15 protein-coding genes are annotated in these 12,841 nt (G+C 69.2%); 8 read left to right on the top strand and 7 right to left on the bottom strand.

Features of this window, described 5'->3' with window-relative positions; genetic code table 11:
- Nucleotides 1–62 precede the first annotated feature (62 nt).
- From HDA45_RS26900 to HDA45_RS26885, 4 genes are all read right to left on the bottom strand, one after another.
- On the bottom strand, nucleotides 63–1,799 hold the full coding sequence (locus HDA45_RS26900) for a hypothetical protein (protein WP_184899863.1): 1,737 nt from the start codon (nucleotides 1,797–1,799) through the stop codon (nucleotides 63–65).
- A 114-nt stretch (nucleotides 1,800–1,913) separates the two neighbouring features.
- Nucleotides 1,914–3,026 (bottom strand): bifunctional RNase H/acid phosphatase, encoded by a 1,113-nt coding sequence (locus HDA45_RS26895; RefSeq protein ID WP_184899861.1) that lies wholly within the window; start codon nucleotides 3,024–3,026, stop codon nucleotides 1,914–1,916.
- Nucleotides 3,023–3,760 carry a CT398-like coiled coil hairpin domain-containing protein gene (locus HDA45_RS26890; protein ID WP_184899859.1) on the bottom strand — a complete coding sequence of 246 codons (738 nt, stop codon included), beginning with the start codon at nucleotides 3,758–3,760 and terminating at the stop codon, nucleotides 3,023–3,025. Before HDA45_RS26890 ends, HDA45_RS26895 begins: the two co-directional genes overlap by 4 nt.
- Before the next feature lie 18 nt (nucleotides 3,761–3,778).
- On the bottom strand, nucleotides 3,779–4,600 hold the full coding sequence (locus tag HDA45_RS26885; protein WP_184899856.1) for a Nif3-like dinuclear metal center hexameric protein: 822 nt from the start codon (nucleotides 4,598–4,600) through the stop codon (nucleotides 3,779–3,781).
- Between the two features lie 31 nt (nucleotides 4,601–4,631).
- On the opposite strand from HDA45_RS26885, the gene HDA45_RS26880 reads away from it, so the two are divergent.
- Entirely contained in the window at nucleotides 4,632–5,189 is a 558-nt protein-coding gene (locus HDA45_RS26880) for a chorismate mutase (protein WP_184899848.1), read from the top strand.
- A 175-nt stretch (nucleotides 5,190–5,364) separates the two neighbouring features.
- Here the strand turns inward: HDA45_RS26880 and HDA45_RS26875 are convergent, their stop codons facing one another.
- Entirely contained in the window at nucleotides 5,365–5,685 is a 321-nt protein-coding gene (locus HDA45_RS26875; protein ID WP_184899847.1) for a hypothetical protein, read from the bottom strand.
- 130 nt (nucleotides 5,686–5,815) lie between these two features.
- Here HDA45_RS26875 and HDA45_RS26870 point away from each other — a divergent pair, with 130 nt between their 5' ends.
- Genes HDA45_RS26870 through HDA45_RS26860 form a run of 3 tightly spaced genes read left to right on the top strand, consistent with a single transcriptional unit; the run spans nucleotide 5,816 to nucleotide 7,812 of the window.
- Nucleotides 5,816–6,277 carry an arsenate reductase/protein-tyrosine-phosphatase family protein gene (locus HDA45_RS26870; protein WP_184899845.1) on the top strand — a complete coding sequence of 154 codons (462 nt, stop codon included), beginning with the start codon at nucleotides 5,816–5,818 and terminating at the stop codon, nucleotides 6,275–6,277.
- 23 nt (nucleotides 6,278–6,300) lie between these two features.
- Entirely contained in the window at nucleotides 6,301–7,122 is an 822-nt protein-coding gene (locus HDA45_RS26865; protein WP_184899843.1) for an SURF1 family cytochrome oxidase biogenesis protein, read from the top strand.
- 54 nt (nucleotides 7,123–7,176) lie between these two features.
- Nucleotides 7,177–7,812 (top strand): FMN-binding negative transcriptional regulator, encoded by a 636-nt coding sequence (locus tag HDA45_RS26860; RefSeq protein ID WP_184899841.1) that lies wholly within the window; start codon nucleotides 7,177–7,179, stop codon nucleotides 7,810–7,812.
- 467 nt (nucleotides 7,813–8,279) lie between these two features.
- On the opposite strand, the gene HDA45_RS26855 is transcribed toward HDA45_RS26860, so the two are convergent.
- Nucleotides 8,280–9,236 carry a cobalamin biosynthesis protein CobD/CbiB gene (locus tag HDA45_RS26855; RefSeq protein ID WP_184899839.1) on the bottom strand — a complete coding sequence of 319 codons (957 nt, stop codon included), beginning with the start codon at nucleotides 9,234–9,236 and terminating at the stop codon, nucleotides 8,280–8,282.
- 37 nt (nucleotides 9,237–9,273) lie between these two features.
- On the bottom strand, nucleotides 9,274–9,945 hold the full coding sequence (locus HDA45_RS26850) for a FadR/GntR family transcriptional regulator (RefSeq protein WP_184906078.1): 672 nt from the start codon (nucleotides 9,943–9,945) through the stop codon (nucleotides 9,274–9,276).
- A gap of 126 nt (nucleotides 9,946–10,071) precedes the next feature.
- On the opposite strand from HDA45_RS26850, the gene HDA45_RS26845 reads away from it, so the two are divergent.
- From HDA45_RS26845 to HDA45_RS26830, 4 genes are read left to right on the top strand one after another with little or no spacing between them, the layout of a single operon-like run.
- The gene (locus tag HDA45_RS26845) at nucleotides 10,072–10,563 is read left to right on the top strand and encodes a gluconokinase (RefSeq protein WP_184899837.1); all 492 of its coding nucleotides are present in this window, start codon (nucleotides 10,072–10,074) and stop codon (nucleotides 10,561–10,563) included.
- Entirely contained in the window at nucleotides 10,563–11,930 is a 1,368-nt protein-coding gene (locus HDA45_RS26840; RefSeq protein ID WP_184899835.1) for a GntT/GntP/DsdX family permease, read from the top strand. Before HDA45_RS26845 ends, HDA45_RS26840 begins: the two co-directional genes overlap by 1 nt.
- Before the next feature lie 48 nt (nucleotides 11,931–11,978).
- Nucleotides 11,979–12,305 carry a metalloregulator ArsR/SmtB family transcription factor gene (locus HDA45_RS26835; RefSeq protein WP_184899833.1) on the top strand — a complete coding sequence of 109 codons (327 nt, stop codon included), beginning with the start codon at nucleotides 11,979–11,981 and terminating at the stop codon, nucleotides 12,303–12,305.
- Nucleotides 12,302–12,811: an SRPBCC family protein gene (locus HDA45_RS26830; protein WP_184899832.1), complete on the top strand. Its 510-nt coding sequence runs from the start codon at nucleotides 12,302–12,304 to the stop codon at nucleotides 12,809–12,811. Before HDA45_RS26835 ends, HDA45_RS26830 begins: the two co-directional genes overlap by 4 nt.
- Nucleotides 12,812–12,841 lie beyond the last annotated feature (30 nt).

Here is a 12,841-nt window from a genome sequence, read left to right as displayed (position 1 = left end):
TCCTCTGGATGCGATCGTTGCGCGTGCAAGTACCGCATCCAGAGGACTAAACGCGAGGGGGGTTAGGGCAGGTACACCGTCTGGCCGGGGTGCATGGTCGGGCCGCAGTCCTTCAGCGGGCCGCCGAAGCGCGCCTTCTCGACGTCCGGCAGGGTCTTCGCGGCGTACTCCTGGGCGGCCTTCAGCTTCTCAGGGCTGGAGACGGCGTCCTTGCGCACGAAGTCACCGTTGCGCGGCCCACTGCCCGGGTACACGAAGATCGGCTCGTAGTCGCGATCGATCCTCGGGTCGACGGTGATGCCGTTGCCCGCGGCCCACGGTCCCCACGAGTGGATGAAGGTCGGCTTGACCTTGTCGAACACGTAGTCGCGCAGCCCGGGCATGTCGCCCTTCTTGACGAAGTCCGCGACGTCCGCCTCGACCAGCCCGGCCATGTCGACCAGGTGCAGGCGGCTGGTCATCGACGAGCCGCCGAGGTCGGGCAGCAGCAGCGACGCCTGCTGCAGGCCGAGGATGTCGGCGATGGTGTTGAAACCGCGGCCGAAACGGTCGGCGATGAGACACGCGGGGACGGTCGGGACCTCTTGGAACTTCTCCGAGGAAGACGCGAAACCCATCCCGGACGGGATCGCGGCCGCGACCAGTACGAGCACCACGACGGTCCGCAGCACCGCGCGCGACCGGCGCAGCAGTTCGCCCGCGGCCAGCGTTCCCGCCAGCACGGCGAGGATCCAGATCGGGGTGGCGAAGCGGTGCTGGCCCATCCAGTCCGGGACCATCACGCCGTAGGCGACGATGCCCAGCGCCAGCGGCGTCATCAGCGCGATCAGCGCGCGCCGCCACTCCGCGCGGACCAGCGCGTAACCGATGGTCAGCGCCAGCAGGATCGTCCCGGCGACACCGGCGTAGCCGACCAGTTCGAAAGGCTGCTTCAGCGCCGAAAGCCCGGGCAGGCCCTGCCCCTTCGCGATGGACGGGTTCGCCAGCAGCCTGCCGAACTCCGCGATCCGCCAGGCGAGGTACGCCCCGAACGGGATCGCGAACGCGACCACCGACACCACGACGAGTTTGACGCTCTGCCCGAGCAGCGGCTTCCGCAGCTGGAACAGGACGACGAGCGGGTACGCGCCGCCGTAGATCAGGCCTTCGGGACGGGTCAGCGCGGCGAACGCGACCAGCACCCCGGACCAGATGGCGACCTTGGCGGTGAGCACGGTGTCCTTGCGCACGGCCACGAACAGCAGCACGGCGAGCCAGGCGACGGCCATCCCGAACAGGGAGTTCTCGAGACCGGAGATCGTCCAGATGACGAACGACGGGATCGCGGCCAGCGTCAGCCCGACGACCAGCGTCGCCAGCCAGGCGAAGCGCTTGAAAATCTGCTTCGCCGCGATGTGGCAGGCCGCCAGCGTTCCGGCGGTGAACAGGAGCCCCAGCAGCTTCGGGAACAGGACGTAATCGGGGAGGCCGAACAGCGTGCCGCTGTCGAAGAGGCCGACAACCTTGCCGAGTGCCAGCAGCACCAGCCAGGTCGAGTTCGACCAGCCCTCGACCGACGGCTGCCCCGGCTGCAGCACCGGGCCGATCCCGTCGGCGAAGCTGCGCGCGTAGGAGAACGTGATGGCCGCGTCGTCGACGATCCAGTGGCCGTAGAGGGTGGCGTGCCAGGCCAGCGCCGCGACACCGGCGAGCACCGCCAGGTACGGGGCGATCCGGGCGGCCGGGCCACGACGGGCCGGCGTCTCCGCCGGGTCGGGCACGTCTTTTTCGGAAGCTTCGCTGAGTGCGCTCGCCGTCATGTCCCCGTCTTTGCCTTTTCGCTCACGTGCCCGTCGCCGAAACTGTAGCCAATACCCCATCGGCCGCCCACGACACGTCATATCCAGGCGTGATCCGCGCCACATTCCCTCGCGTCAGGACAGATGCGAGATGTCGTTCACCAACCGGACCGAGGCGTTGCCGTCCGGATAGAACTCGACGATCGACAGCGAGGCAAGGTCGAGGTGCAGGCGGAACAGCAGCGACGGCCCGGCGTCCAGGCCCATCCGCAGCAGCGCCTTGATCGGCGTGACATGGCTGACCAGCACGAGCGTCCGGCCGCCGTACCGCGCGATCAGTTCGTCACGCGCCTTGCGGACACGCCGGTGGACGCCGTCGAAGCTCTCTCCGCCCGGCGCCGCGATCGACGTGTCGGAAAGCCAGTCGGTCTGGAACTCCGGGTCGCGGTCCATGGCCTCTTTGAAAGTGAGGCCTTCCCAGTCGCCGAAGTCGGTCTCGATCAGCCCGGGGTGTGTCTCGACCCGGCCGCCGAGTGCGTCCGCGATCGCCTGCGCGGTCTGCTGGGTGCGGATCAGCGGCGAGGCGATGATCGGCGCGGCCTCGCCGTCCACGACCAGGCCCTCCATCGCGCCGAGGCGTTTCGCCGCAGCGGCTGCCTGCTGCTTGCCGTGTTCGGTGAGCGGCACGTCGCCGCGGCCGGAGTAGCGCTTGTCGACCGACATCGCTGTCTGGCCGTGCCGCACGAGGAGCAGTTTGGTCGGCGTGCCGGTGGCGCCGGTCCAGCCGACCGGGCTGATCCTGTCCTGCTTCACGGTCTTCGGTGCTTCTGGCTTCTTCTCGACCCCGGCGTCCATCGCCTCGTTCGCGAGCCCGTCCGCGTGGGAGTTCTCCGCACGCGGGATCCACTCGTAGCGCACGCGGGAAAAGCGCGCCGCCAGCTCCTTGGCCTCGGCGTTCAACGGCTGCATCGACGGGTGCTTGACCTTCCAGCGCCCGGACATCTGTTCCACCACGAGCTTCGAGTCCATCCGGACGTCCACTGTGGACGCTCCGAGCTCGGCGGCCGCGGCGAGCCCGGCGATCAGGCCGGAGTACTCGGCGACGTTGTTGGTCGCGATGCCGACGTACGCCTTGCGCTCGGCGAGCACCTCACCGGTGGCCGCGTCCTTGACCACGGCGCCGTAGCCCGCCGGCCCTGGGTTGCCCCGCGAGCCGCCGTCGGCCTCGATCAGCACGTGGTCGGTCACAGGCCGGACTCCAGCGTGCGCACCAGGATGGCGCCGCAGTTCTCGCACTGGATGACGTTGTCCTCGGGGGCGGCCTTGATCTCGGCGATCTCGCGGCGGTCGATGTCGAGCTGGCAGGCGCCGCAGCGGCGGGCCCGCAGCAGCGCGGCACCGATGCCCTTGTGTGCCCGGACCCGCTCGTAGAGCTTCATCAGGTCTTCCGGGAACCGTGGCAGGAGTTTGGCTCGGTCCTCGTCGCGGCGGGCCTTCGTGGTGTCGAAGTCGACGAAGTTCTCGTCGCGGCGTCGGACGGCGTCGGCGACCTCGCCCTCGGCCTTCGCGACCTCGGCGCTGGTGCGCTGGGCGTCGAGGTCGAGCGCCTCGCGACGTTCCATCAGTTCGAGCAGGTCGTCCTCGAGCGCGGACTGACGCCGGTTGAGGCTGTTCAGCTCGTGCTCGATGTCGGTCATCTGCTTCGCCGCGACCGAACCGGATTCGAGCAGCTTGCGGTCGCGGTCTCCGCGGGCGCGCACCGACTCGATCTCCTTCTCCTGGCGGGCGATCTCGCGGTCGAGGTCGGACGCCGCCGTCTGGACCGAGACCAGCGCGTCGCGTCGATCGCGGACCGTCTTCTCGCCCGCGTCGATCTCGGCGATCTCCGGCAGGGTGCGTCGGCGGTGGGCGGTACGCGAGAGTTCGGCGTCCACCTTCGCGAGTTCGAGCAGCTGGCGCTGGACGGCGGGGTCGGCCTTCACGGTGCTCCTTGGAGTTTCTTAGTGCTCGGTTCGGGTGGCCCGTAGCGTCCACGGGTCGGTGCACCGCGTGGAGACGTGAACGTCGACGTTACCCGCAAACGCGGCGCGGACGACGCCCGAGGCTTGCTCGCACCACGGCCATTCGCTCGCCCAGTGCGTGACGCCGACCAGGGCGGGGACTTCGGTGATCTCGGCGAGGTGCTCGCCCGCGGGATGATGCCGGAGATCGGCGGTGACGTACGCGTCGACCCCGGCGGCGGTGGCCCGTTTGAGATAGCTGTCGCCGGAGCCGCCGGAAACGGCGACGCGGCGGATCGGGCGCGCCGGATCGCCCGCGCCGTAGACGCCGGGTTCCGTGCGGGGCAAGGCGTTCGCGACGCGTTCGACGAAGGCGGAGAACGGTTCGGGCGCGGGCAGTTCGCCGATGCGGCCGATTCCGGTGACGCCGTCCTCGCGGGGATCGAGCGGGCCGAGGACGGTCAGGCCGATCGCGTCGGCGAGCGCGTCGGAGACTCCGGGCGACGCGGAATCGGCGTTGGTGTGCGCGCAGTAGAGGGCGACACCGGCGCGGATCAGGCGGTGCACGAGGCGTCCCTTGGTGCTGTCGGCCGGGACGCCGTGGACGCCGCGCAGCAGCAGCGGATGGTGCGCGACGATCAACTGCGCGCCGTCGGCGATCGCCTCGTCGACGGTCTCGTCGACCGGGTCGACGCAGAACAGGACCTTGTCCACGTTCTCGGCCGGGTCGCCGCAGACGAGTCCGACGGCGTCCCACGATTCGGCGAGTTCGGGCGGGTACGCCTGCTCCAGGGCGGCGATGACTTCGGCTAGCGCGGGCACCCGGGGATTTTCGCATGTAGCGTTTCCGGGCATGCGACTTCGGGTGCTCTGTGTGTTGCTCGTGACCGGGCTGCTGGCGGTGCCCGCGCCGGCGTCGGCGTCTCCGGGTTTCTGGAAACTGACCGACCTCGCCGCGCAACGCGTGCAGATCGCCGACAAGGTCGCGGCCGCGAAGTTCGGCACGCCGTCGCCGATCGACGACCCGGTGCGCGAACAGCAGATCCTCGACTCGGTGGCGGCGAAGGCGCCCGGCCTCGGTCTCGACGCGGACGGCGTGGTGCGGTTCTTCCGCGACCAGATCGAGGCGAACAAGGTCGTGCAGCGCGGCCTTTACACGCGCTGGACCGAGCACCCCGGCACGCGGCCGCCCGGGCGGCCCGATCTGGCGACCGAGGTCCGGCCGGTGATCGACCGGCTCAACGCGGGCCTGCTCACCGAACTCGCCGCGACCCGGGACGCGCGGGCGCGGCGGTCGTGCGACGCGCGGCTGGCGGTCACGGTGCGGCTGGTCGACGCGCGGCGCGCGCTGGACCGGCTGCACGCGGGCGCGCTCGGGGAAGCGGTCCGGTCGGCCTGCTCGCGCCCCTGACCGCGAGGCGGGAGCAAGGGACCTTTGCTATCGCCTGGGCCGCTGACCTGCGGGAAGAGAGCAAGGGACCTTTGCTGTCGCGGGCGGCCGGACGGGGTGGGCTCGAACGGTGACCGTGTGGATTTTGGGACGTCAGATGTCCCAAAATCCACACGGTCACGTCAGAAGTCCCGACTCACTCCAGCGCCTTCGCGTCCTTGTTGATCGCCCAGCGACCGGCCGCCCGCATGACCCGGCCGGTCCAGAGCATCGCCCGGTAGGCCTTGGTCGAGTGGTCGGGGACGTCGAAGTGGTCGACCTGGTAAGGCGCGACGGACGCGCTCGACCGGAGGTGCAACGGCATCCTGGTCATCGCCTCTTTCGGCGATCTCGCCTGGACGAAGTGGTGCTCCGACAGGATCCGCCCGACCTCGTAGGGGTGCGGATGCGTGACGGTGATGCGGTACCACCGGAGCCCGGTTGCCGGGGACTCGACGATGGGTGTTGGTGCGCTCATACGCGACCTTCCTGCGTGTTTCTCTCCAGGAGGTCTACTCCCGCTTCGCCCCGGCTTTCCAGCTTCGCGCGCCCGGTAGCCGTTCGGAGCCGGTGAGCGGTCGATCTCGGTCTGCCTTCACACTGATCGGGTGCTGCACATCGTCTTCGTCTGTTCCGGCAACATCTGCCGCTCACCGATGGCCGAGCTCGTCTTCCGCACGAAGGTCGAGGAGTCCGGTCTCGATCATCTCGTCCAGGTGTCCAGCGCGGGCACCGGCGGCTGGCACGTCGGCGAGGCCGCCGACAAGCGGGCCCGCGCGAAGCTGGCCGAGCACGGTTACCCGACCGGTCACGTCGCGGCCGAGGTCGACCGCGGGCATCTGGCCGCCGACCTGCTGCTCGCGGCGGACGAGAGTCATCTGTCGTTCCTCCGGCGCAAGGTGTCGGATCCGTCGAAGGTCCGGCTGCTGCGCGAGTTCGACCCGTCCGCGCCCGAAGGCGCCGAGGTGCCGGACCCGTACTACGGCGAGGACGACGGTTTCGAGGACGTCCTCGGCATGATCGAGCGGTCCGTTCCGGGCCTGCTCGACTGGGTGCGCGCACACGCCTGAGGCGGACCGCTTACCGTGGTGGGGTGCGGTTGAAGTTCCTGCTGAAGCCCGGGTGGCTGGCCTTGACGTTGGTGGTGTTCACCTTCGCCGTGTGCTGCTTCACCCTGCTGGCGCCGTGGCAGTTCTCCCGTGACAACGAGCGCGAACATCAGAACGCGGCGCTGCGGGAGTCGTTCTCCGGTCAGCCGAGGTCGCTGGACCAGCTGCTTCCCGGTGGAGCCGCCCCTGATCAGCGCACCGAATGGCACCTGGTCGCGATGAAGGGCACGTACCTGCCCGAGGGCGAGGTCGTGGCCCGTCTGCGCTCCGTACAGGGCGAAGCGGCCTTCGAGGTGCTGACACCGTTCCGGACCGTCGAAGGCACGGTCGTGCTGGTGGACCGCGGGTACGTCCGGCTCGACGACAAGTCGCGCGCCCTCCCCTTCGCCGCGCCTCCCGCCGGGACGGTCGACATCGTCACGCGGGCGCGTCACGACGAGAGGGACGGGAAGAACCGCGACGCTTTCGCCGACGACTCGACAGGCGGGCAGCTGCAGAGCTACGTCGTCGATTCCCAGGTCGTCGCGCGGGCCGCGAAGCTGGACATCCGGCCTGGCTACTTCCAGCTCGACCAGAACCAGCCCGGCGTACTCGGCGCGCTGCCGCTGCCGCAGACCGACGCGGGACCGTTCTTCTCCTACGCGCTCCAGTGGATCGCGTTCGGGGCCATGGCGTTGATGGGCTGGCTGTACTTCACCGTCCGCGAACTGAAGCCGGGCGGCGCGCTGACCACGCAACGGCCGCAGCGCCGCAAGAGCGTCGCGGAGATGCTGGCCGAGGACGAGCACTCCGAAGTGGCCACCTGATCTGACGCGAAACTGGCCCTTTTATAGGTCCATTCCGCGTGCTCATACTCGATCATGCTGATTCACCCGTGGGACGCCGCCCACGACGACGCCGAATGGCGGGCCTGGCTCTCCGACCACGACTTCGGCCAGCTCATCGCCGGCGGAGCGGGCCGCGACCTGCCGGTCGTCAACCCGGTGCACTTCGTTTACGACGGCGACCGGACGGTCCTGCTGCACCTCGCGCGCCCCAACCCGGTGTGGCCGCTGCTGGAGGAACACCCGCGGGCGCTGCTCGCGGTGACCGACGACCACACCTACATCCGATCCGGCTGGAACACCCCCGCCGACCCACCGCACGGCGTCCCGACGTCGTACTACGCGTCGGTGCAGCTCGAATGCGACGTCCGGCTGGTCGATGACGCCGCGGAGAAGGCCGCGCTCCTGGACCGGCAGCTCGCGCACTTCGAGCCTTCCGGGGACCGTGTCGCCGTGAGCGCCACCGAGGCGCCGGACAAACGGCTGCTCCCCGGTATCCGCGGCGTCGCGCTGACCGTGACGGGTGTGCGGGCGAAGTTCAAGTTCGGTGGGAACAAGCAGCCGGCGGACCGGTCGCGGATCGACGCGGAACTGGAGCGGCGCGACGGCCCGGGAGACGGGCGGGCGCGGGCGCAGCTGGCGCGGCGGGGAGCTCACGGCTCTCGCTCGTGAGTGGCAGGTACGGCGCTGACCTGCGGCAAGCAGGGGCCGCGGTATCCGTGAAGGACTCCTTGAGGGACTCAGGGTCCCTCAAAGTTCCCCTCACCCGGCCCGGCGTGGCCTCTGACTTCGGCGCCATCAATGCACGTGCAGGACTTCTTCCCCTCGGCTCAGCCGAGGAAACTCGACCTTCACACTTCCCCAAGTACCTGAAGGCCCTTCAGGTACTTGGGGCGAGAAACTTTCCGCTGGTCAGAGCCCCGGCGATAGCAAAGGTCCCCCGCTCCCCCGCGGTGACCGTGTGGATTTTGGGACATCTGACGTCCCAAAATCCACACGGTCACAGGGTGGGGGTGTGTGGAAATAGGGACACTCAACGTCCCTATTTCCACACACCCCCACGCGACAGCAAAGGTCCCCCGCTCTCTTTCCGCAGGTCAAGCCCCCCGGCGATAGCAAAGGTCCCTTGCTCCCGCGGCTCAGCGCTTTCGCCGCCGCAGACCGACCAGGACCGCCAGCACCACCGAGCTGATCGCGCCCAGCCACCCGACCACCCGCGAAAGCTCCACGGCCCGCGTCACGTGACCGGCGTCCGGGTTGCGGCCGATGCCGAGCACCGGCAGTTCTTCGACGCCGTGCGGGTACACCGTCCGCCCGCCGACCCGGATCTCCAGCGCCCCGGCGAACGCGGCTTCGACGCGGCCCGCGTTCGGGCTCGGGTGCGCGGTCGTGTCCCGCCGCCACGCCCGCCACGCGCCGCCCGCCGAACCGCCGACGACCGGGGCCGCGAGTACGGTCAGCCCGGCCGCGACCCGCGTCGGCACGAGATGGACGATTTCATCCAGCCGGGCGACCAGCCAGCGGTACCGTTCGGGACGCCCCCGGCCGAGGCCGCGCAGCAGGCTGATCACGCGCGAGCCGAGCAGGCCGGGCACACCGGCCAGCGCTCCCCACACCAGCGGCGCGATGACGACGTCCGCGGTGTTCTCGGCGAGCGTCTCCACCGAAGCGCGCGAGAGGCCGATGACGCCGAGGTCGTCGGCGACGCGGGGGTCCAGTGTGGACAGTGTGCCGCGCGCGGTCCCGAGGTCGCCTTCCTCGAGATCCCGCGCCAGCGAAGTACCGTGCGCGGCCAGACCGGCGGCGCCGAGTACGGCCCAGGTGGTCACCGCGGTCGTGGTCGCCTGCAGGACAGGGCTGCGCCGTCCGGCGCGTTCGGCGAGAAAGCCCGCCAGCACGGCGGAACCCGCGAGGCCGCCGGTCCACAGTAGTCCGGCCGCCGGATGCTTCGACCGGACTTTCGCGTCCATCGCCGAAGCCGCCCTCGCGAACGCCGTCACCGGAGGCCGTGACCGGGGATCCCCGATCGCCCCGTCCGCGGCCACCCCCAACACCAAACCGATCGCGCGCGCCGCGCTCACCGTCGCCCCCCGCATGCAGTTCCCTCGAAGACCTGCAGAGGTTACTCGAACATCATCCGTCCAGAAGGACGGCCATCTCGTCACGCGCCTGGATGACGATGTCCCGCATCGCGCGTTCGGCCCGGTCAGGGTCACCGGCGTCGACGGCGGCCGCGACCTCGACGTGCAGCGCGACGGCCTCGGGCTGTGGTTCCTCCGGCATCAGCCCGTGCCCGGTACGCCCGGCGAGCACTTCGGCGACGACGGCGGAAAGCTGCGCGAACATCGGATTCCGCGACGCGGTCAGCAGCAGATCGTGGAAAGCGACGTCATGCTCCAGGAAAGTCACGAGGTCCCGCTGATGCGCTGTCTCCTCCAGCCGCTTCGCCAAGGCCCGGAGCCGGCCGCCTTCTTCCGGCGTCGCCCGCAGCGCCGCGAACCTCGCCGCGCACGGTTCGACGCCGGAGCGCAACTCGGTCAGCGTGCGCAGCGCGGTCTTCCGCTCGGCCCCGTCGAGTTGCCAGCGGAGCAGTCTCGGGTCGTAATGGTTCCAGTCACGCGGCTCGCGCACGGTCATCCCGACCCGGCGCTTGCTGCTGGTCAGGCACATCGTTTCGAGGACGCGCACCACCTCGCGCGCCACCGTGCGCGACGCGCCGAACCGCTCTTGGAGCTCGTCGGAGCGCAGCACGGAACCCGGTGGCAGCTGCCCGTTCGCGATCGCGGAGCCGAGCGCGTCGAGCATTTCGGCATGCCTGTCATTGCCCACCAGGCGACCTTAACGTTCTGATTCGATTAAGTAGTACTTGATGTTGCTTAAGTAGTACTTTTGAGCTGTACTCGTCGGGCTACAGCGACGTGGGAGGTACGGATGACCGTCATCGTGGTGATGGGCGTTTCCGGCTCGGGCAAGACGACCGTGGGCACGGCACTCGCCGAACGCCTCGGCGTGGACTACGCCGAGGCCGACACGTTCCATCCGCAGGCGAACATCGACAAGATGAGCTCCGGCCACCCGCTGAACGACGAGGACCGGCAACCCTGGCTCGAAGCCATCGCCGACTGGATCCGGCACCACCGGGACTCGGGCGGCGTCGTCACCTCTTCCGCGCTCAAGTATCGCTACCGCGACATCCTGCGCGGCGGCAGCGATGTCTGGTTCCTGCACCTGCACGGCGACCGCGACCTGCTCGCGAGCCGGATGAAGACCCGCTCCGGCCACTTCATGCCGGTGTCCCTTTTGGACTCCCAGCTCGCCGACCTCGAACCGTTGCAGCCGGACGAGTTCGGCCTCATCGCGGACATCGCGAAGACGCCGGAAGAGATCGTCGACGCCACCCTCTCCGCCTTCAAGGACCGCTGATGACCACCACTCTCGCCGCCTCCTGGACCGGGCACGACACACGCCTCATCGGCGCGACCGTGCTCGCCATCGCCGTGATCGTCCTCCTGATCACCAAGGCGAAACAGCATCCGTTCCTGGCCCTCATCCTCGGCTCCGGCGTACTCGGGCTCGTCGGGGGCATGCCGGTGGACAAGCTGATCAAGAGCTTCAGTTCCGGCGTCGGCTCCACCGTCGCCTCGGTCGGCGTGCTGATCGCGCTCGGCGCGATGCTCGGCAAGCTGCTCGCCGACTCCGGCGGCGCGGACCAGATCGTCGACACCATTTTGCGCCGCGCGGGCAATCGCACGCTCCCGTGGGCGATGGCGCTGGTCGCCGCGCTGATCGGGCTGCCGATGTTCTTCGAGATCGGCCTGGTCATGCTGATCCCGGTGATCCTGCTTGTCGCCAAGCGCACCGGGAAACCGTTGCTGCTGCTGGGAATTCCGGCACTCGCGGGGCTTTCGGTGCTGCACGGTCTCGTCCCGCCACACCCCGGGCCGCTCGCCGCCGCGGGCGCGCTGAACGCCAACATCGGCCTCACCCTGGCCTTCGGCCTGCTCGTCGCGATCCCGACGGTGATCATCGCCGGACCGCTGTTCGGCAGGCTCGCCGCGAAAATGGTCCCGGACGCCGTCGCGCCGGGGCGGCTCGTCCCCGAGTCTTCGTCCGAAGAAGGACGGCGCCCCGGCTTCCTCGCGACGCTGTCCACCGTGCTGCTGCCGGTCGTGCTGATGATGGGCAAGGCGCTCGCGGACATCCTGCTGGACAAGGAGAACCACGTCCGCCGCGTGCTCGACTTCATCGGTGACCCGCTGGTCGCCCTGCTCGCCGCGGTCCTGCTCGGCATGCTCACCCTCGGCAAGTCCGCGGGCTTCACGCGCGACAAGCTGGCGTCCACCGTTGCCGATTCGCTCCCGCCTATCGCCGGCATCCTGCTCATCGTCGGCGCGGGCGGCGGCTTCAAGCAGACGCTGGTCGACGCCGGGGTCGGCAACGTCATCACCGGCCTGGCGACCGGCGCGAACCTGTCGCCGCTGCTGCTCGGCTGGCTGGTCGCGGTCGCGATCCGGCTCGCCACCGGCTCCGCGACGGTCGCGACCGTGTCCGCCGCCGGCATCGTGGCGCCGCTCGCGGCGACCATGGACCCGTCGCACAGCGCGCTGCTGGTGCTGGCGATCGGCGCCGGTTCGCTGTTCTTCTCGCACGTCAACGACGCCGGGTTCTGGCTGGTCAAGGAGTACTTCGGACTTTCGGTCGGGCAGACGCTCAAGAGCTGGTCGGTCATGGAGACGATCATCTCCGTGACCGCGATCGCGCTGATCTTGCCGCTGGGCGCCCTCCTGTAGCGAAGCCACCGGTTGACACGTGACCTTTTGGTCACCTATTCTTCCCTCGTGCCCGACGACGACCTGGTTTTCAAGGCTCTGGCAGATCCGACCCGCCGGTTCCTGCTCGACCAGCTGTTCGCGCGTGACGGCCGCACGCTGACCGAGCTCGAGTCCGAAGTGGACATGAGCCGGTTCGGTGTGATGAAGCATTTGAAACTGCTGGAAGAAGCCGGACTTGTCGTCACGCGCAAGGAGGGCCGGGAGAAGAAGCATTTCCTCAACCCGGTTCCGATCCGGCAGATCCACGACCGGTGGATCGACAAGTTCACCGAGCGCAACGTGACCGCGTTGCTCGGACTCAAAGCCGAACTGGAAACCGAGGACCCGCAATGACCGACACCCAGGTTTACCGCGTCTACATCAAGGCCACCCCGGAGAAGATCTGGGACGCCATCACGAAGCCCGAGTGGTCGCAGAAATACGGCTACACCGGCCTCGTCGACTACGACCTGCGGCCGGGCGGCAAGCACGCCACCCACCCGACGAAGGACTACGTCGACGCCGGGTTCACGAACGACCTCGTCGACGGCGAGGTCCTCGAGGTGGACCCGCCGCGCAAGCTGGTCATCACCTGGAAGCTGCGGATGGACCCGGCCTTCGACAAGGAGCCGCACACCAAGCTCACCTACGAGATCGAAGAGACCAAGACCGCGGGCACCCGGCTGACCGTCACCCACGACGTCACCGACGCGCCGACGACGGCCGCGCTGGTCAACGGCTCGCAGGAAGACGTCAACGCCGGACCTGGCGAGAACGCCGGTGGTGGCTGGGCCTGGATCCTCTCGGATCTCAAGTCCCTGCTGGAGACCGACGAGCCCCTCGTCCCCGCCGCTTCTTGAGCCGCTAGTCCGTGAAGGCCTCCTTGAGGG

Origin of the sequence: Amycolatopsis umgeniensis, from assembly GCF_014205155.1 — a bacterium.
Classification (GTDB): domain Bacteria; phylum Actinomycetota; class Actinomycetes; order Mycobacteriales; family Pseudonocardiaceae; genus Amycolatopsis; species Amycolatopsis umgeniensis.
The sequence above is the reverse complement of the archived record's forward strand: the minus strand, read 5'-3'. Positions and strand labels throughout refer to the sequence as shown.

Excerpts from the sequence above, each read along its gene's own strand:
- HDA45_RS26850 (WP_184906078.1), bottom strand. The coding sequence starts at position 9,945 with ATGCTCGACGCGCTCGGCTCCGCGATCGCGAACGGGCAGCTGCCACCG.
- HDA45_RS26830 (WP_184899832.1), top strand. The coding sequence starts at position 12,302 with ATGACCGACACCCAGGTTTACCGCGTCTACATCAAGGCCACCCCGGAG.
- HDA45_RS26880 (WP_184899848.1), top strand. The coding sequence starts at position 4,632 with ATGCGACTTCGGGTGCTCTGTGTGTTGCTCGTGACCGGGCTGCTGGCG.
- HDA45_RS26900 (WP_184899863.1), bottom strand. The coding sequence starts at position 1,799 with ATGACGGCGAGCGCACTCAGCGAAGCTTCCGAAAAAGACGTGCCCGAC.
- HDA45_RS26875 (WP_184899847.1), bottom strand. The coding sequence starts at position 5,685 with ATGAGCGCACCAACACCCATCGTCGAGTCCCCGGCAACCGGGCTCCGG.
- HDA45_RS26855 (WP_184899839.1), bottom strand. The coding sequence starts at position 9,236 with ATGCGGGGGGCGACGGTGAGCGCGGCGCGCGCGATCGGTTTGGTGTTG.
- HDA45_RS26845 (WP_184899837.1), top strand. The coding sequence starts at position 10,072 with ATGACCGTCATCGTGGTGATGGGCGTTTCCGGCTCGGGCAAGACGACC.
- HDA45_RS26840 (WP_184899835.1), top strand. The coding sequence starts at position 10,563 with ATGACCACCACTCTCGCCGCCTCCTGGACCGGGCACGACACACGCCTC.
- HDA45_RS26860 (WP_184899841.1), top strand. The coding sequence starts at position 7,177 with ATGCTGATTCACCCGTGGGACGCCGCCCACGACGACGCCGAATGGCGG.